The 18521-nt window shown below is 67.0% G+C and carries 16 protein-coding genes; 8 read left to right on the top strand and 8 right to left on the bottom strand.

The features are described 5' to 3' along the window. The first annotated feature begins 86 nt into the window (after positions 1-86). Positions 87-992, top strand: coding sequence for a transporter substrate-binding domain-containing protein (locus tag ACQR1X_RS29800; protein ID WP_316181978.1), 906 nt, complete (start codon positions 87-89; stop codon positions 990-992). A 184-nt stretch (positions 993-1176) separates the two neighbouring features. After that, complete coding sequence (locus tag ACQR1X_RS29795; protein WP_434900162.1) at positions 1177-2823, top strand: lysine--tRNA ligase; 1647 nt, start codon at positions 1177-1179, stop codon at positions 2821-2823. A 191-nt stretch (positions 2824-3014) separates the two neighbouring features. On the opposite strand, the gene ACQR1X_RS29790 is transcribed toward ACQR1X_RS29795, so the two are convergent. Continuing rightward, positions 3015-3776 carry a carbonic anhydrase gene (locus ACQR1X_RS29790; RefSeq protein ID WP_315801570.1) on the bottom strand — a complete coding sequence of 254 codons (762 nt, stop codon included), beginning with the start codon at positions 3774-3776 and terminating at the stop codon, positions 3015-3017. Positions 3777-4030: 254 nt separating this feature from the next. On the opposite strand from ACQR1X_RS29790, the gene ACQR1X_RS29785 reads away from it, so the two are divergent. Next, on the top strand, positions 4031-4375 hold the full coding sequence (locus ACQR1X_RS29785) for a DUF952 domain-containing protein (RefSeq protein ID WP_315801569.1): 345 nt from the start codon (positions 4031-4033) through the stop codon (positions 4373-4375). Then, the gene (locus ACQR1X_RS29780; protein ID WP_315801568.1) at positions 4372-5466 is read left to right on the top strand and encodes a quinone-dependent dihydroorotate dehydrogenase; all 1095 of its coding nucleotides are present in this window, start codon (positions 4372-4374) and stop codon (positions 5464-5466) included. The genes ACQR1X_RS29785 and ACQR1X_RS29780 overlap by 4 nt, the downstream gene beginning before the upstream one ends. Before the next feature lie 110 nt (positions 5467-5576). Here ACQR1X_RS29780 and ACQR1X_RS29775 read toward each other — a convergent pair whose 3' ends face one another. From ACQR1X_RS29775 to ACQR1X_RS29750, 6 genes are all read right to left on the bottom strand, one after another. Further along, complete coding sequence (locus ACQR1X_RS29775; RefSeq protein WP_434900174.1) at positions 5577-6863, bottom strand: MATE family efflux transporter; 1287 nt, start codon at positions 6861-6863, stop codon at positions 5577-5579. A 107-nt stretch (positions 6864-6970) separates the two neighbouring features. After that, the gene (locus ACQR1X_RS29770) at positions 6971-7705 is read right to left on the bottom strand and encodes an MBL fold metallo-hydrolase (RefSeq protein ID WP_434900161.1); all 735 of its coding nucleotides are present in this window, start codon (positions 7703-7705) and stop codon (positions 6971-6973) included. A 13-nt stretch (positions 7706-7718) separates the two neighbouring features. Then, a complete protein-coding gene (locus ACQR1X_RS29765) occupies positions 7719-8027 on the bottom strand; it encodes a DUF6460 domain-containing protein (RefSeq protein ID WP_315801566.1) in 309 nt (102 codons plus the stop codon). Positions 8028-8130: 103 nt separating this feature from the next. After that, positions 8131-8283, bottom strand: coding sequence for a hypothetical protein (locus ACQR1X_RS29760; RefSeq protein ID WP_434900160.1), 153 nt, complete (start codon positions 8281-8283; stop codon positions 8131-8133). 62 nt (positions 8284-8345) lie between these two features. Next, positions 8346-10232 (bottom strand): ATP-dependent DNA ligase, encoded by a 1887-nt coding sequence (locus tag ACQR1X_RS29755; protein WP_434900159.1) that lies wholly within the window; start codon positions 10230-10232, stop codon positions 8346-8348. Further along, entirely contained in the window at positions 10229-11266 is a 1038-nt protein-coding gene (locus tag ACQR1X_RS29750; protein WP_434900173.1) for a ligase-associated DNA damage response exonuclease, read from the bottom strand. Before ACQR1X_RS29750 ends, ACQR1X_RS29755 begins: the two co-directional genes overlap by 4 nt. A 121-nt stretch (positions 11267-11387) precedes the next feature. On the opposite strand from ACQR1X_RS29750, the gene ACQR1X_RS29745 reads away from it, so the two are divergent. From ACQR1X_RS29745 to pdeM, 4 genes are all read left to right on the top strand, one after another. Beyond that, positions 11388-12314: a methyltransferase domain-containing protein gene (locus ACQR1X_RS29745; RefSeq protein ID WP_434874828.1), complete on the top strand. Its 927-nt coding sequence runs from the start codon at positions 11388-11390 to the stop codon at positions 12312-12314. A 108-nt stretch (positions 12315-12422) separates the two neighbouring features. Next, positions 12423-13652 (top strand): ABC transporter substrate-binding protein, encoded by a 1230-nt coding sequence (locus ACQR1X_RS29740; RefSeq protein WP_316181968.1) that lies wholly within the window; start codon positions 12423-12425, stop codon positions 13650-13652. Between the two features lie 293 nt (positions 13653-13945). Further along, complete coding sequence (locus ACQR1X_RS29735; RefSeq protein ID WP_434900172.1) at positions 13946-16708, top strand: ligase-associated DNA damage response DEXH box helicase; 2763 nt, start codon at positions 13946-13948, stop codon at positions 16706-16708. Positions 16709-16757: 49 nt separating this feature from the next. Continuing rightward, a complete protein-coding gene (gene pdeM, locus ACQR1X_RS29730) occupies positions 16758-17411 on the top strand; it encodes a ligase-associated DNA damage response endonuclease PdeM (RefSeq protein WP_434900171.1) in 654 nt (217 codons plus the stop codon). A gap of 221 nt (positions 17412-17632) precedes the next feature. On the opposite strand, the gene ACQR1X_RS29725 is transcribed toward pdeM, so the two are convergent. Then, the gene (locus tag ACQR1X_RS29725) at positions 17633-18499 is read right to left on the bottom strand and encodes a LysR family transcriptional regulator (protein WP_434900158.1); all 867 of its coding nucleotides are present in this window, start codon (positions 18497-18499) and stop codon (positions 17633-17635) included. Positions 18500-18521: the final 22 nt, after the last annotated feature.

Genomic DNA, 18521 nt, shown 5'->3' with positions numbered 1-18521 from the left:
TCCAGCCGGGCGGCTGCCTCCCGGCCGAATCCAGCCTCGAATTTGCGCTGGGATGCTTTATAAGGCGGTGACCATCGGGACCGCTGATGCCGACCGTCTTGTCAAAGCCCGTGAAATCGACCCGTCTCGCCCGCGCCGCCGCTGGCGCGTTGCTGTGCTTCGGCCTCGCCGCGGCCGGTTCCGAGGTGCGCGCGCAAGCGCCGGTGAGGCCGGTCGTCGAGGCGGCGCCGCAGGCCGTCCCTGGTTTCTGGGATCCGCGCCGCCGGCCGGAGCGGCCCGATCTGTCGCGCCTCACCGTGATTCGGTTCCTGACCGAGACCGACTATCCGCCGTTCAACTTCACCGGCCCGGACGGCAATCCGGCCGGCTTCAACGTCGATCTTGCCAGGGCGATCTGCGACGAGATCAAGGTCACCTGCACCGTCCAGATGCGCCGGTTCGAAACCCTGCTCGACGCGCTGTCGTCCAACCGGGGCGATGCGATCATCGCCTCGATCGCGGTGACGCCGCAGATGCGGGCGCGGGCCGACTTCTCCGATCCGTATTACCGCGCGCCCGCGCGTTTCGTGTCCCGCCGCGACGCCGTCATGACCGAGATCCGCCCCGAATTTCTCGAGGGCAAGAAGATCGGTGCCGTCGCCGGCACCGCGCACGAGGCCTACCTCAAGGCGATGTTCACCGACGCCGAGATCAAGACCTATCCGAACGACGAGGCGCTGCGGCAGGCGCTGCGCCGCTCTGAGGTCGACCTGATCTTCGGTGACGGCATCTCGCTGGCGTTCTGGGTCAATGGCACCGATTCCGGCGATTGCTGCGCCTTTTCCGGTGGACCTTTCGTCGAAAGCCGTTATTTCGGCGAGGGCGTCGGCATCGCCGTGCGCAAGGGCAACGACCTCCTGCGCCAGGCGCTGAACTGGGCGCTGTTCCGGGTCTGGGAAAAAGGCCGCTACACCGATCTGTGGCTGCGCTACTTCTCGATCAGCCCGTTCTAGAGTTTCACCTGCCGGGTGGGCGAAGGCGTCATGCGCCCGGCCCGCCGTCGCTGCGCATCCACCGTCATTGCGAGGAGCGGAGCGACGAAGCAATCCAGAAGCCTTGTGACGGCTGGATCGCTTCGCTTCGCTCGCGATGACGCCCTGTGTTAGTTTTCTGCTCCTTCGAAACCGGTACTTCACGATGTCCACGATCGATCTCGTCCCAACCAGCCCGAGCGACCTGCGTGCGCTTGCCGAAAACTCCAACGCCTGGCCGTTCGAGCAGGCGAAGGCGATCGTGAACCGGTTGAAGAAAACCCCGAAGGACGAGGTGCTGTTCGAGACCGGCTACGGCCCGTCCGGCCTGCCGCATATCGGCACCTTCGGCGAGGTCGCGCGCACCACGATGGTGCGCCACGCCTTCCGCGTGCTCACCGAGGACAAGATCAAGACCCGGCTGCTCGCCTTCTCCGACGACATGGACGGCCTGCGCAAGGTGCCGGACAACGTGCCGAACAAGGAGATGCTGGCCACGCATCTGGGCAAGCCGCTGTCGCGTATCCCCGATCCGTTCTCCAACGAGTATCCCTCGTTCGCCGCGCACAACAATGCGCGGCTGCGCGCGTTCCTCGACAGATTCGGCTTCGACTATGAGTTCGCCTCCTCGACCGAGTACTACACCTCCGGCAAGTTCGACGCGGCGCTGCTGCGCATGCTGGAACGGCTGGAGAAGGTGATGGCGATCATGCTGCCGTCCCTGCGCGAGGAGCGCGCGGCCAGCTACTCGCCGTTCCTCCCCATTTGCCCGCGCACCGGGCTGGTGCTGTACGTGCCGATCGTCGAGCACGACGCCAAGGCTGGCACGATCTCCTACGACGATCCCGAGACCAGGGAGCGGATGACCGTTCCGGTCACCGGCGGCCATTGCAAGCTGCAATGGAAGCCGGACTGGGCGATGCGCTGGCATGCGCTCGGCGTCGACTACGAAATGGCCGGCAAGGACCTGATCGATTCGGTGAAGCTGTCGGGCAAGATCTGCGCGGCGCTCGGCGGCACCCCGCCGGAGGGCTTCAACTACGAGCTGTTCCTCGACGAGAAGGGCCAGAAGATCTCGAAGTCGAAAGGCAACGGCCTGACCATCGACGAATGGCTGCGCTACGCCTCGCCGGAATCGCTGTCGCTGTTCATGTATCGCGAGCCCAAGGCCGCGAAGCGGCTGTATTTCGACGTCATCCCGCGCAACGTCGACGATTACCAGCAATTCCTCGAGGGCTTCTCCAGGCAGGACGCCAAGCAGCAGCTCGGCAATCCGGTCTGGCACATCCATTCCGGCAAGCCGCCGAAGGCCGACATGCCCGTCACCTTCCAACTGCTGCTGACCTTGGTGTCGTCGTCGAACGCCGAGAATGCCGAGACCCTATGGGGCTTCATCGGCCGCTACCGGCCAGGCGTGACGCCGCAAACCCATCCCAAGCTCGATGCGATGGTCGGCTACGCGATCAACTACTATCGCGACTTCGTCGCGCCCACCAAGACGTTCCGCGAGCCGACCGAGGGCGATCGCGTGGCGCTGCAGGATCTGCGCGACGCGTTGTCGAACCTGCCGGCGGAGGCGACGGCCGAGGACATCCAGAACGTGGTCTACGAGATCGGCCGCCGCGAGCCGTTCCTCGACCACGCCAAGAAGGGCAAGGACGGCCGCCCGGGCGTGTCGCTCGACTGGTTCAACATGCTCTACCAGGTGCTGCTCGGCCAGGAGAAGGGCCCGCGCTTCGGCTCCTTCGTCGCGGTCTACGGCCTGAACAATGCGGTGGCGATGATCGACGGGGCATTGGCACGCAGCGCGTAAGGCCAACGCTGGTCATGACACAAAAGGTGTCGTCCCGGCCTTGAGCCGGGACCTATAGCCACCGGCCAACATGTGGCGGAGGGTCTCCGCCATCTTCTCAACCAATCAGGATTCCGCGGTATGGGTTCCGCTTTCGCCGGGACGACGGCGGAATGCGCGGCGGCGCTTTCCACCGCCGCGCGGCGAGCGAACTACACCCCTTGCAGCACGAAGCGGCGGTCGAGCTTCTGCACCGGACGGGCGTTCATCGGATACAGTTTGGCGAATTTCGCCACGTCGGCTTCCGCGACCGAGACCGGCTCGCTCAGCAGCAGCCATTCGACCACCTCCGAGCAGGGCGGCGTCGTCAGCGAGCCGGCATAGCGATAATAGGAGCGGCGCGCTGGCAGCATCATGTGGGGATTGATGCGCGGATCAGCCTTCACCGCGGGACCCTCCTTGTCCGGCATCGTCGCGACGATCTGCGCGAAGGCGGCGTTGGGGCGGCCGGTGGTCATGAGCACGCCGAGGACGGCGAGGCCGCCGGAGGCGGCGCGATGCACGAAATGCGCCTCCATCGGATAGTTCTTGCCGCCGATCTGGTGCTCGCTCGGACGATGAAAATGCACCTGCAGCAGCTTGTAGGTGGTGCCCTCGAGCTTCATGGTGCTGCTGCCATCGGCGAAGTTGAGCTGGATGGTGTGGCCGTTGTTGACGATGGTGTCGGCGGTCCTGGCCCAGTTCAGCCTGAAGTCGGGCAGCTGGGCCCGGGTCGAGTGCTCGATGTCGATGGGCGATTGCTGGGTGCCGACGCCGCAGACCTTGTTGGCCGCGTCGAGATCACCCCATTTGGCCGGTCCGGTCGCGCCCTCATAGCTCCAGTGCGGGGCGCCCTCGGCGGCGAAGCCCGGGGTGGCGCAGACGGGGCACAGGGCGAGCCCCGCCAGGGCCTTCAAGACGTGGCGGCGGTCCATGACAATCTCCAAAGGTTCAAGCGTGGGCATGATCGGCTGCGAATCGCGCGCAACAGGAAAGCCGAATCAGGTTAACTCTTGCTGAGGAACCGGTTGCACCCTCGCGAATTCGCCGTCGCTCGGATACAACCTGAGCGGGTCAGCCGCTGAACTGTCCCGGGCAAACGATGCTTGAGTTCGCCGCCCCCTGCCGATACGGTCGGCCGCTCCCGAAAACATCAGCAAACTCAAGCTCAAGCCAGGACCGCGCGAAGGTGCCCAAAATCTACAAAATCTGCTCAGCTTCGGCCTGGCGCGAGGCGGAGCGGCTGGGCGTGTACCGCGGCAGCGCGGACGATCTGCGCGACGGGTTCATCCATTTTTCGACCGCCTCCCAGGTGCCGGAGACGGCGCGGAAGCACTTCTCGGGGCAGAGCGCGCTGTTCCTGGTCGAGGTCGAGGCGGATGCGCTGGGGGCAGGCTTACGCTGGGAGCGCTCGCGCAACGACGAGCTGTTCCCGCATTTGTATGGCGAGCTCGATCTCGGCGCCGTGACCGCCGTTCACCAGATGCACAGCCGTGCCGATGGCGGCCACGACCTTCCGGAATTGAAGCCGTGATCCGCGCTTTCGACCAGCTCTCGCTGCCGCTGCTCCGATGGCTCGACGCCGAGGATGCGCACCGGCTCGCCATCCAGGGCCTGAAGCTGCTGCCGGCGATCAAGCCGCGACCGGATGATGCCAAGCTCGCGGTGCGCGCCTTCGGGCTGAACTTCCCTAACCCGGTCGGCATGGCCGCCGGCTTCGACAAGAACGCCGAGGTGCCGGACGCGCTGCTGCGGCTCGGCTTCGGCTTCGTCGAGATCGGTTCGGTGACCCCGCGGCCGCAGAGCGGCAATCCGCGCCCGCGGCTGTTCCGGCTGGAGCGCGACGAGGCGGTCATCAACCGCATGGGCTTCAACAATGACGGCGCCGAGATCGTGCTGCGCCGGCTGGCCGGCCGCGCTCATCAGGGCGGCATCGTCGGCGTCAATGTCGGGGCCAACAAGGATTCGGCCGACCGCGTCGCCGACTATGTCCGGCTGATCGAGACCTTCGCGCCAGTGGCGAGCTATTTCACCGTCAACATCTCCTCGCCCAACACGCCGGGCCTGCGCAATCTGCAGCAGGCCTCGCAGCTCGACGAGCTCTTGTCCAAGGTGCTCGAGGCGCGCGACCGTATCAGGCGGAAATCCGGTGACACCCCGGTTCTGCTCAAGATCGCCCCCGATCTCAGCCTCGCCGAGCTCGACGACGTCGTCCACGTCGCCCGCTCGCGCGGCGTCGACGGCATGATCGTGTCGAACACGACGCTCGCCCGGCCGAGCTCGCTGCGCGAGCAGTTGCGCGCCAGGGAGCAGGGCGGCCTGTCCGGGCGGCCGCTGTTCCGGCTGTCGACCCGCATGGTGGCCGAGACCTTCGTGCGCGTCGAAGGCGCGTTCCCGCTGATCGGCGTCGGCGGCATCGACACCGGCGGCGCCGCGCTGACCAAGATCCGCGCCGGCGCCAGCCTGATCCAGCTGTATTCCTCGCTGGTCTACAAGGGCCTCGGCCTGGTCGAGAGCATCAAGGCCGACCTGACTTCGACCCTGCTGCGCACGGGACGCGATTCGCTGTCGGAGATCGTGGGCGCCGATGCCGCCACGATCACCGCCGAGGATTGGCCGGTCTAGCGCGCGGTCTATCGTCGACAAGAATGTAGGGTGGGCAAAGCGCAGCGTGCCCACCCTTTGCACGTCAAGGAAGGCGGCGGGCACGCTGCGCTTTGCCCGCCCTACGACCCTCATGATTTCCCGAACGACGCCCGCAACAGCGCCGGATAGCGTGCGGCCTGGAAGCCGCCGCGGGCCGCGTAGAAGCTCAGCATCGCGATCCACAGGCCCGTATTGCCGAAGCCGCGCAGCGCCAGCCAGGTGCCGAGGAAGACGACCAGCGCCGCCACCATGAGGTTGCGCATGTCGCGCGCCCAGGTGGCGCCGATATAGACGCCGTCGAATGCGAAGGCGAACACCGACAGCAGCGGCGACGCCACCACGAACGGCAGGTAGTCGCGCGCCGCACGGCGCACGGCATCGCTTGCCGTCATCACGTCGATCAGCACCGGCCCGAACAGCGCGAAGATCGCGGCCACCGCGAACGCGAAGCCGAAGCCCCAGGTCAGCACCAGCCTCGTGGCGCCGGCGAAGGCGTCCTTGTTGCGCGCGCCGAACGCGTAGCCGCAGAGCTGCTCGGCGGCATTGGCGAGCCCGTCGAGGAAGAAGGCGGCCACCAGCAGGAAATTGTTCAGCACCGCGTTTGCGGCGAGCGTCGTGTCGCCGGCGCGCGCGCCTTGCGAGGTGAAGAACAGGAAGGCCACGATCATCGCCGCGGTGCGGATCATGATGTCGCGGTTGACGGCCATCATGTGCATCAGCTTGGCGCGGTCGAGCAGCGCCGCACGCGACATCCGGGCGTCGGCCTTGACCAATCGGCGCGCCAGCACGAGGCCGATCGCGACACCGACCGTTTCCGCGATCACGGCGGCGATCGCCGCGCCGGCGATGCCGGCCTGCAGCACCTGGACGAACAGGATGGTCGCGGCCATGTTGATCAGGTTGATCGCGACCTGAACGCCCAAGGCCAGCCGCGCACGCGCCAGTCCGACCAGCCAGCCGAGCAGCACGTAGTTGGCGAGCGCCAGGGGCGCCGACCAGATCCGGACGATGAAATAGCTGTGGGCCGCGCTCAGCACGGCGTCGCTGCCGCCCATGATGTCGAAGATGATCGCGCCCAGCGGCAGTTGCAGCGCGATCAGGCTGACGCCGATCAGCGCGGCCAGCACGAGGCCGCGGACCAGGACCATCAGGATCTCGTCGGTCTCGCCGGCGCCGAGCGATTGCGCAGTGAAGGCGAGCGTGCTGGCGCGGAGGAACGCGAACAGCCAGAACAGGCAGTCGAAGATCACCGAGGCCATGGCGACGCCGCCGAGCATGGCCGCTTCACCGAGCCTGCCGATCGCCGTGGTCGAGACGATGCCGATCAGCGGCGTGGTCAGATTGGCGATCATCGCGGGGCCCGCGATGTCGAACACCTGCGCAGTCGTGACTTTGGCTGAAGCGGTCAAGAACGGCTCTTTGATTGGCGAAACGCGCGACACGCGCGTCTCTGCCGTTCTTAGCGGCCTTTCGCGTCTCCCGGCTAGAGGTCGATGCTCATGCCGTCATGCGCGGCCACGTGGTCGATGCGGTCCAGCCGGCCCAGCATGTCGTCGCTCATATGGGTGAGCACCAGCCGCTTCGGCCTGATAGCATCGAGATGCGCCTCCAGCGTCGCGAGGCTGAGATGGTTCTTCACCGCCTTGTCGTAGGTATAGGCCTCGGCGATCAGCAGGTCGGCGTCGCGGCCGAGCCGGATCAGGCTGTCGGTCCATTCGGTGTCGGCCGTATAGGCGACGACCTTGCCTTCCGCCTCGATGCGGTAGCCGAGAAACGGCCCTCCGGAGTTGCCGTGCACCACCGCAAACGGCGTCACGCTGATGTCACCGAAGCGCGTCGTCTCCTCGGGCACCAGCTCGATCACCGACAGCTCGAAATTGCGCGGCGTCGTCGACGAATGCTCGAACAGCGCTTCCATCACCTGCGTCAGCCGCGCCGCGATGCCGGCGGGGCCGGCGATCACCAGCGGCGTCGTTCGCCGTGAGAACTGCGCATCGAGCAGCAGGAACGGCAGGCCGGCGAAATGATCGCCATGGAAATGCGTGATCAGGATCAGTTCGATGGCGTTGCAGGCGATGCCGAGCCGCTTCAGCGCCGGCAGCGACGAGGCGCCGCAGTCGATCAGCAGGTTGGTGCGCTGGCCGGTCAGATGGAAGCAGGTGTTGGACCTGCCGCCCGATCCGAACGCGTCGCCGCAGCCGACGAAGCGGAGCTGCATCGGCTGCGGCTCTCTATCGGCCGCGCGGGGCGAACAGCCGCGACAGGAACCAGATCGGGATCACGATCACGGCGCCGAGCAGGAAGTAGCGCCACAGCCAGTTGAAGGCGTCGAAACCGAGCTCGTACAGCCGGATGAACAGCAGCCGGATGCTGTGCAGGATGTTCAGCGGATCGAAGCCGATGGCCGACAGCACCACGCCGACCAGGATCGACAGCAGCACAAGCCGGAACGCCACCGACAGCGGCGAGCCGCCGAGAAAACGGTACAGGCCATCCGAGCTGCGGGCGCGGGCCGGATAGTCCCTGACGTCGTTCGACATGGCATCGTCTCCAGGCGGGTTCGTCGGATTCGCGAGCCCGATTATAAGGCACGGCAGGGCAGGTGGGGAACCCGGCTCAGCACCGCAAGCCGGTTGCCGGCATTTAATGTTCCTTCGCGCTGCCGGACATTTGCGGATCGCCGCGCATTTCGATGCTGTCATGGCCGGGCTTGACCCGGCCATCCATCTTTCGAGTGAGGATGGATGCCCGGGCCTTCGCCGTGCCGAAGCGGCTACGGCCGCGCAGGCGGGTCAAGCCCGGGCATGACGAGTCCCCTATTGTCAGGCCATTTTGGGGTCTAGACACGCGAGACGCTGTCACGCCAGCGCCTCGCTCTTCAGCAGGCGCTCCAGCGTCTCCAGCCGGTCGGCGTCGCGCGGCGGCTTGTCCCAGCGCAGCCGGCTGATGCGCGGAAAGCGCATCGCGATGCGGGATTTGTGCCGCGGCGAGCGCTGCAGGCCCTCGAACGCCACTTCGAGCACAAGGCCCTGCTCGGGCTCGTGCACGACATGCCGCACGGGACCGAACTTCTCGGTGGTGTTGCGGCGGACGAAGCGGTCGATCTGCAGTAGCTCCTCGTCGGTGAAGCCGAAATAGGCCTTGCCGACGGGGACGAGCTGATCGCCGCCGTCTCCTGCCGTCCAGACGCCGAACGTGTAGTCGGAGTAATAGGACGAGCGCTTGCCATGGCCGCGCTGCGCATACATCAGCACGGCATCGATGATGTGCGGATCGTGCTTCCACTTCCACCATTGCCCCTTGGGACGGCCGGGCAGATACAGCGCGTCCCGCCGCTTCAGCATCACGCCTTCGACTGCCTCGGCATCGTCGCCGGCGCCGGCCGAGGCGGGATTGGCACGCGCAGCCTTCAGCTCGTCCCAGGTCGCGAACGCAATCGTCGGCGACAGGTCGACGCGCGGGTCATCCAGACGCCGGATGAACGCTTCGAGCCGCTCGCGCCGCTGTTCGAACGGCAGCTCGCGCAGATCGTGCTCCTCATCGCCGAGCAGGTCGTAGGCGCGCAGGTGGATCGGATACTCCTTCATCAGCTTCGGCGACACCGTCTTGCGGTTCAGCCGCTGCTGCAGCACGTTGAAGCTCTGCACGCGACGGTCGCGCACCACCAGCAGCTCCCCGTCGAGCGCGCCGGGCAGATGCAGCGAGGGCAGCAGGTCCGGGAAGCTTGCCGTGATGTCCTCGCCGCTGCGCGAATACAGCCGCGTGACGACGCGGCCATCGGCCTCGCGGCCGCTCACTGCCTGCACGCGGATGCCGTCCCATTTCCATTCCGCGATGTAGTCGGCTGCCTTCATGTTGGCGAAGTCGTCGTCGTCGACGGCATGCGCCAGCATCACCGGCCGGAACGGCGCGGGATCGCGATTGACCGGCTTGTCGCCGCGGCCTTCCAGCCAGGCGAACAGGTCGAGATAGGGCGGCGCGAGGCCCGGCCAGATCAGCTCGACCTCGTGCGGGTCCTTGTCGCCGAGGGCGGCGGCCGCGGTCTTGGCGAGGCGCGCGGAGATGCCGATGCGCAGGGCGCCGGTGACGAGCTTCAGCAGTGCCCAGCGCCCAGTTTCGTCGAGTTCATCCAGCCATTGCGCGAGCTGCCGCGGCATCTCCGTCTTGCCGAGCGTGCGCAAGGTGGTGACGACCTCGGTCAGCGTCGGCGGTGGCGGGTTGTTGTGGCCTGCGGCGTGCGATCCGGGTGTGTGCGCTTCAGGGAAACCGCCTGTGTGGCACCCCCCTCCCTGACCCTCCCCCACAAGGGGGGAGGGAACGGAGGGAGTGGTGCTCGGAGGAGCAAGAGCACTTTTCGAGCTGCCGTTCGCTATCGAATGAGATGCAAACTCCGGGTCCCACTCGGCTCCCTCCCCCCTTGTGGGGGAGGGCTGGGGAGAGGGGTACCCGGAAACGAGCTGCTCATTAGGAGCGCCCTTCGGCCACATCAGCGCGACCGTCTCCGAGAGATCGCCGACATAGTCATACGACAGCGCGAACAGCGCCGGATCGGTGCGCGCGGCGATGAGATCGCGGATCAGGGCCGGCTTGGCGTGCTTGAACGACAGCGCGCCGGTCAGCGCTGATAGCGCGTAGCCGCGATCGGGGTCCCCGACCTCGCGGAAATACGCCGTCAGCAGCCGCAGCTTGTTGTTGCGGCCGGGCTCGTAGGCGAGGCGGTCGAGCAGCTCGGCGAAGCGGTTCATGCCTCGGCGTCCTCCGTCGCCGCCACTTCGCTCTCCTCCTCGTCGCCGTAGCCGACCAGGTCGAGCGGCCGCGCGGCAAGCCCGCGCGACTGGCACCAATGCACCAGCGCGTCCTCCTGGCCATGGGTGACCCACACTTCGCTTGCGCCGGTCGCCGCGATCGTCGCGGTCAGCCCGGCCCAGTCGGCATGGTCAGAAATCACCAGCGGCAGCTCGATGCCGCGCTGCCGGGCCCTGGCGCGCACCCGCATCCAGCCCGAGGCGAAGGCGGTGACGGGATCGGGAAAGCGCCGCGTCCACAGGTCGGAGGTCGCGCTCGGCGGCGCAAGCGTGATGGTGCCGGCGAGCTCGGCCTTCTTGACGCCCTTCACAGGCCGCAGCTCGCCCAGCGCGATGCCCTTGTCCTGATAGTAGCGCGTGATCTTCTCCATCGCGCCATGCAGGTAGATCGGCCGATCATAGCCGGCCTCGCGGATCAGCGCGATCACGCGCTGCGCCTTGCCGAGCGAATACGCGCCGACCAGATGCGCGCGCTCGGGAAACAGCGCTACCGAGGCCAGCAGCTTGTTGACCTCCAGCGCCGCGTCGCCGTGACGGAACACGGGCAAGCCGAACGTCGCCTCGGTGATGAAGACGTCGCATTGCACGAGCTCGAACGGCGTACAGGTCGGATCGCGCGCATCCTTGTAGTCGCCGGAGGCGACGATGCAGGTCCCGCCGCAGGACACTTTGATCTGCGCCGAGCCCAGCACATGGCCCGCCGGGTGGAAGCTCACGGTGACGTCGCCGAGCCTGATCTCCTCGCCATAGCGGATCGGCTGCGTGTTGCCGGCAAAATTCTCGCCATAGCGCAGCCGCATGATGTCCAGCGTCTCCTGCGTCGCCAGCACCGCGCCGTGGCCGGCACGGGCGTGGTCGGAATGGCCATGCGTGATCAGCGCCCGTTCGACCGGGCGCACGGGATCGATATGAAAGCCGCCGGACTTGCAGCACAGGCCGGACGGAACGGGCAACAGAATGTCTTGCGGGCGCATCAAGTTCATATAGGTCTCGTCAGCCGGATTTTCAGCCTGTCCCATTCCCGGCCGGGATGCGCGGGCTTGACCCGCGCATCCATCTCCTGGAATGACAGCCCGCCCAGACCACGGTTCCAGCATGCCCCACCGTTTCTTCCTCTCCTCCGGCGACCTGATCGCCGACCGCCGCTACGAGTTCGCCCGCGACCTGCAATTGAAGGGCGATCTGGCCGCGGCCGCGGAGGTGATGGAGCAGGCCATCGAGGTCGCGCCGAACTTCGCCTCGGCGTGGTTCGAGCTCGGCCAGATCAGGATTGCGCTCGGCGAAACCGACAAGGCGGTCGCCGCGTTCCAGAACGCCCGGGCCGCCGATCCGGATGACCGCCATGGCGCCGGCGTGCGGCTGATGCAGCTCGGTGCCGCGCCGCTGTCGGATATGCCGAAGGCCTATGTGCAGTCGCTGTTCGACCAATACGCGCCGCGCTTCGAGTCCGAGCTGATCGAGCGGCTCAACTACCGGGCGCCGAACATCCTGTTCAAGGCCGTGCTCGCGGTGCGCGCCGCTGAGCGCAAGCCGGCCTACTTCAAGCGCGCGATCGATCTCGGCTGCGGCACCGGGCTGGGCGCGGGGGCGTTCGCCAAGAATGTCGACAGCATCATCGGGATCGACCTGTCGGCCGGCATGATCGCGGAAGCGCGCGCCACCGGGCTCTATGCCGGGCTCGAGGTCGACGATATGACGGCAGGGCTGGCGCGCCAGGACGATGCGTCTGCGGATCTCATTCTTGCTGCCGATGCGATGGTCTATGTCGGCGACCTCGGCCCGGTGTTGCGCGAGGCGCAACGTGTGCTGATGCCGGGGGGGCTGCTGACCTTCACCGTCGAGACCCATGACGGCGACGGTGTCATCATGGGCAAGGGGCTGCGCTATGCCCATGGCGCGGAATATGTCCGTGGCGTGATTGCGGCCGCGGGATTGAAGCTGGCCCATCTCGCGCCGGCGTCGCCGCGGACCGAGGAGCAATTGCCGGTGCGCGGCCTGGCCGTGGTTGCCACCAGGACTTGAGTCTACACGCTATTGAATGCGTTGCACGCGGCGTCCAATGCGGCAACTTCGCTCTTGCCGCAGCTCTCCCGATGCCAAAAAATGCCGGCAGTCCAGGGAGAGACAAAAATGAAAAAACATCTGACGCGGCGCGATTTCTGCGCCACCGCGCTTGCGACCATCGGCGCCTCGACGATCGCTTCGCCCTATGTCTGGGCCGCCGAGAAGAAGTATGACGCCGGCGCCAGCGATACCGAGATCAGGATCGGCCAGACCATTCCGCATTCCGGCCCCGGCTCGCTGTATGGTGTGCTCGGCCGTGTCGGCGAGGCCTATTTCCAGATGCTGAACGAGCAGGGCGGCATCAATGGGCGCAAGGTCAAGTTCCTGACGATGGACGATGCCTATAGCGCGCCGAAATGCGTCGAGGCGACCCGGCGGCTGGTCGAGCAGGACGAGGTGCTGGCGCTGTACGGCTCGCTCGGCACCGCGCCGCAGACCGCCGTGCACAAATACCTCAACTCCAAGGGCGTGCCGCAGCTCCTGCTCAACACCGGCGCCTCGAAGTGGAACGACCCCAAGAACTACAAATGGACCATGGCCGGCCTGCCGCTTTATCCGACGGAGGCGCGCATCCTCGCCAAGCATGTGCTGAGCGTGAAGCCGGAAGCCAAGATCGGCATCCTCTATCAGAACGACGATTTCGGCCGCGATTTCCTGGGACCGTTCAAGAAGGTGCTGGCCGATGCCGGCGGCAAGGCGCAGGTGATCATGGAGCAGACCTATGATCTCACCGAGCCGACGGTGGACTCCCAGCTCATCAACCTGTCGAAGTCCGGCGCCGACGTGTTCTACAACATCACCACCGGCAAGGCGACGTCGCAGTCGATCCGCAAGGTGGCCGAGCTCGGCTGGAAGCCGCTGCAGCTGTTGTCGGCCGGCTCGACCGGCCGCTCGATTCTCTCGGCCGCCGGACTCGAGAATGCCAAGGACATCGTCGCCATCCGATATTCCAAGGATGCCGGCGTGCCGCAATGGAAGGACGACCCGGACGTCAAGGGTTTCGAGGCGCTGCGCGCCAAGTACCTGCCCAACATCGATCCCGACAACACCATCGCCTATGCCGGCTACGGCCAGGCGGTGTCGATGGGCGAGATCCTGCGCCGCTGCGGCGACACGCTGACCCGCGAGAACGTGCTCAAGCACGCCACGACGCTCGCGGGCTTCCACTCGCCGTTCTTCCTCGATGGCGTCAACTACGCCTACACGCCGGACGACTACACGCCGATGAAGACGCTCTACATCTCGATCTTCGACGGCAAGGATTGGAGCATCTCCGAGAAGCCGATGACAGAGTAGGGATTTTCTCTCCATCGGATGATGACACCGGAGCTGTGGCCGCACTCTCCGGTGTCGTGCCGGCGAGCGCAGGGACCCATACCGCGGGGTCAATCGGTCAGGCATAACTGCCAGTCATCGTCTCGTCGGGGCCGGTGGCTATGGGTCCCTGCGTTCGCAGGAACGACAAAGGAGTTTGCTGAGGCGCTGGTGCGCTTCAGCATGGGCTGGGCCGACGGCGGAGGTGGTCGAGGCAATCGCGTGTTATCGCCCCGACCCTCGACGAACCGCGCGTGACTGCCTACCTTCCCCCGGTGCCGCCCCGCGTCTCACCAGTCCCGTCCGACGACAGCGCCGCGCTGCCTGACCATTTCGCAAAATGGTTCGCGGCGCGCGGCTGGGCGCCGCGCGCGCATCAGCTCGCGCTGCTCGACAAGGCGCGGGCCAACCGGTCGGCACTGCTGATCGCCCCGACCGGTGCCGGCAAGACGCTCGCCGGGTTCCTGCCAACCTTGGTGGAATTGGGCTCGGCCTCTGCGTCGAATGACCGATCTGCTCGCGCCAAACAATCCGCTCTCTCCTCTCCCTCCCCCCTTGTGGGGGAGGGGCGGGGAGGGGGGCCTCCGGCGGAAGTATCGATGAGTCCCGCGCCTTCACGCCGGTACGCCTCGCACGAATCCGGCGAGTCCACTGCCGCGGATCCCGATCCTTCGTCTTCGCGAGTAGCAGGAACCAACCCGGCAGCTGCAAAGGTGATTTCAACGGGGCGATCCGTCGTTCGCTCCACCGGCCTGCACACGCTCTACATCTCGCCGCTCAAGGCGCTCGCGGTCGACATCGCGCGCAATCTCGAGGCGCCGATCTCCGAGATGGGCCTGCCGATCAAGGTCGAGACCCGCACCGGCGACACGCCGGTGTCGCGCCGGCAGCGGCAGCGCCGCTATCCGCCGGACATTTTGCTGACCACACCCGAGCAGATGGCGCTGCTGCTGTCGTCGGACGATGCGCCGTTCCTGTTTTCCTCGCTGAAGCGCGTCGTGCTCGACGAGCTGCACGCGCTGGTCACCTCCAAGCGCGGCGATCTCTTGTCGCTCGCGCTGGCACGGCTGTGGCGGCTCGCGCCGGACATGCGCATGATCGGCCTGTCGGCGACGGTCGCCGAGCCCGAGCAGCTCGCGCGCTTCCTGGTGCCGCAGCCGCGCGGCGGCATCGCTGCGGCCGATGTCGTGGTCGCCGGCGGCGCCGCACCGCCGGTCGTCGAGATGCTCGACACCCAGGAGCGGTTGCCCTGGGCCGGCCACAGCGCGCGCCACGCGCTGGCCGAGATGTACGAGCTGATCAAGAAGAACAAGACCACGCTCGTGTTCGTCAACACCCGCAGTCAGGCCGAGATGCTGTTCCAGGAATTCTGGCGCATCAACGACGACAACCTCGCCATTGCCCTGCATCACGGCTCGCTCGACGTCGCACAGCGCCGCAAGGTCGAGGACGCGATGTCGGCCGGCCGGCTGCGCGGCGTCGTCTGCACCTCCTCGCTCGATCTCGGCGTCGACTGGGGCGACGTCGACCTCGTCATCAATGTCGGCGCGCCCAAGGGCTGCTCGCGGCTGATGCAGCGGATCGGCCGCGCCAATCACCGGCTCGACGAGGCCTCGCGCGCGGTGCTGGTGCCGGCCAACCGCTTCGAGGTGCTGGAATGCTCGGTGGCGATCGACGCCATCGCCGACAACGCGCAGGACACGCCGCCGCTGCGCATTGGCGCGCTCGACGTGCTGGCCCAGCACGTGCTCGGCTGCGCCTGCGCCGAGCCGTTTCTCAGCGACGAACTCTATGCGGAGGTGATCACCACCGCGCCCTATGCGTCGCTGTCGCGGGCCGATTTCGACGACGTCGTCGACTTCGTCGCCACCGGCGGCTACGCGCTGAAGACCTATGAGCGGTTCGCGCGCATCAAGCAGGATGCGAAGGGCCGCTGGCGCGTCGCCAATCCCAAGGTGCGGCAGAGCTATCGCCTGAACGTCGGCACCATCGTCGAAGAAGCGATGCTGAAGGTGCGGCTGGTGCGCGCGCGCGGCGGCGGCACGGGAGCGACCGGCGCGATCGCGCGCGGCGGCCGGCTGCTCGGCGAGATCGAGGAGGCGTTCATCGAAGGCCTCACGCTCGGCGACACTTTCGTGTTCAGCGGCGAGATCGTGCGCTACGAGGCGCTGGCCGAGGACCAGGTCTATGTCAGCAGGGCCAACGACTCCGATCCGAAGGTGCCGTCCTATATGGGCGGCAAGTTTCCGCTGTCGACCTATCTCGCCGAGCGCGTGCGCGGCCTGCTCGACGACCGCACGGCCTGGAGCGCGTTGCCGGAGCAGGTGCGCGACTGGCTGTCGTTGCAGAAGGACGTGTCGCGCATCCCGGCTCGGCGCGAGCTGCTCGTCGAGACCTTTCCGCGCTCCAACAAGCACTACATCGTCTGCTATCCGTTCGAAGGCCGGCTCGCGCATCAGACGCTCGGCATGCTGCTGACGCGCCGGCTCGAGCGGGCGCGCGCCCGGCCGCTCGGCTTCGTCGCCAATGAATATGCGCTTGCGGTGTGGGGGCTCGGCGACATGTCGCTGATGGTCAAGCAGGGGCGGCTCGACCTCGCAGCTTTGTTCGACCCGGATATGCTCGGCGACGATCTCGAGGCATGGCTCGCCGAATCCGCGCTGATGAAGCGCACGTTCCGCTCCTGCGCCATCATCTCCGGCCTGATCGCGCGGCGGTCGACGACCGAGGAGAAGACCCGCCGCCAGGTGCTGTTCTCGACCGATCTGGTCTACGACGTGCTGCGCCGGCATCAGCCCGATCACATGCTGTTGCGCGCGGCGCGCGCCGATGCCGCCACCGGCCTGCTCGATCTGAAGCGACTCGGTGATATGCTCCAGCGCATCGAGGGACGAATCACCCATCGGGAACTCGATCGCGTCTCGCCGCTGGCGGTGCCGGTGATGCTGGAAATCGGCCGCGAATCCGTCTATGGCGAGGCCGCCGACGAGCTTCTGGCCGAGGCTGCCGAGGAACTCGTGAAGGAAGCGATGGGGTAGATCGAGAAGCGAGGCGGACTTGCGGGGGACTTTCTGTGCATCGGGCATGATGGACGTCGCCGGCACCGCGCTGCGCGTCGATCTCTCCGGCGCGCTGGTGTGGGACGAGCAGCGCCTGCTCGTCGTCTCCGATCTGCATCTGGAAAAGGGCTCGAGCTACGCCTCGCGCGGCACCTTGCTGCCGCCGTTCGATACCGTCGCGACCCTCAATCGCCTCACAGCCGTGATCGCCCACTACAATCCGCGCATCGTGATCGCGCTCGGCGACAGTTTTCACGATCGCGACGCGCATACGCGCCTGACCGGCGACGATCGCGCCTGCATCGCCAACCTCCAGGTTGGCCGCGACTGGATCTGGATCACGGGCAACCACGATCCGGCACCGCGTGGCATCGGCGGCGAGGTGGTCGACGCGATCACGATCGGCGCGATCAGCTTCCGCCACGAACCGACCGGCGCGCGCGGCGAGATCGCCGGCCATCTGCATCCCAAGGCGCGCGTGGCAACACGAGCCCGCACTTTGGAGCGGCGCTGCTTCGTCTCCGACGGCGAGCGCGCCGTGATGCCGGCGTTCGGCGCCTATGCCGGCGGCCTGAGCGTGCGCGACGCAGCCTTTGCCAAGCTGTTTCCCAAGCGTGCCTTCATCGCGCATGTGCTGGGCGATACCAGGCTGCACAGCATCGCCGCGGCGCGGTGTTATTAGTTCAGTGAATGGTCGGCAGTTGGATGAATTCGGATTGCACTGATCATACCCGCAAGGAACTCCGCTGCGCCCTCTCCCCCGCGTGCGGGGGAGAGTTGGAGAGGGGGCGTCGCGCGCAGCGCTGCTGGAGCGGCCCCCTCCCTAGCCCTCCCCCGCAAGCGGGAGAGGGGACGCACCGCCGTCGTGGCGGCAGAGTGGCAGGAGGGGTAGACAGATGCTCGTCACGCCGCCTTCGCCTGCACCTTCTCGCAGAACTCGGCCAGCCGGTCCGCGAGCCGCAGCGTCGCCGGGCTGGCGTCCGGCGAGGCGACCAGCGCGACCTCGGTGCGGTCGATCGGCGCAAAGCCTTCGCGGGCCGTCAGCACGCGGTGCTCCGCCTGCACCGACATGTCGGAGAGAATGCTCAGCCCCATCCCGGCGGCAACCGCGGCCTGGATACCGGCGAGGCTCGACGATGTGTAGGCCATGTGCCAGGCGCGTCCCTCGCTCTCCAGCGCATGGATCGCGCGGGTGCGATAGATGCAGCCGAGCGGGAAGCCGATCAGCGGCAGCGAGCGGGCATCGAGGCTGACCGGATGGCTCTTGCTGGTCACCCAATAGACCTGCTCCGGCCATGCCGCGATCGCCGCGTGTGAGTCGTCGGCGCCGCGCTTGAGCAGCGCCAGGTCGAGGTCGCCGCGCTCGATGTCGCGCTTGAGGTTGAGGCTCTGGTCGGCACGCACGTCGAGCCGCAGATCGGGGTGGGCGCGCGAGAATGCAGCCAGCAGCTTGGCGAGCCGATAGGCGGCGAAGTCCTCGGGAATGCCGAGCTTCACCGCGCCGGCCGGACCCGGACGTGCCACGACGTCGCGGGCCTCCTCCGCAAGCGCGAGCAGGCGGCGGGCATAGGACAACAGCCGTTCGCCGGCCTCGGTCGGCGTGACCTCGCGGCCGTCGCGGTTGAGCAGCGTCTGGCCGAGATCGTCCTCGAGCCGCCGGATCTGCTGGCTGATCGTCGACTGCGTACGGTGGACGCGCTCGCCCGCGCGGGTGAAACCGCCCGCCTCGACCACCGAGACGAAGCTGCGCAACAGGTCCAGATCGAGCATTCCTGGCCTCCATTTGGAAAAC

The sequence above is a fragment of the Bradyrhizobium sp. HKCCYLRH3073 genome (genome assembly GCF_051167995.1).
Classification (GTDB): domain Bacteria; phylum Pseudomonadota; class Alphaproteobacteria; order Rhizobiales; family Xanthobacteraceae; genus Bradyrhizobium.
Note: the sequence above shows the minus strand (reverse complement) of the source record. Positions and strands in the feature narration are given on the sequence as shown.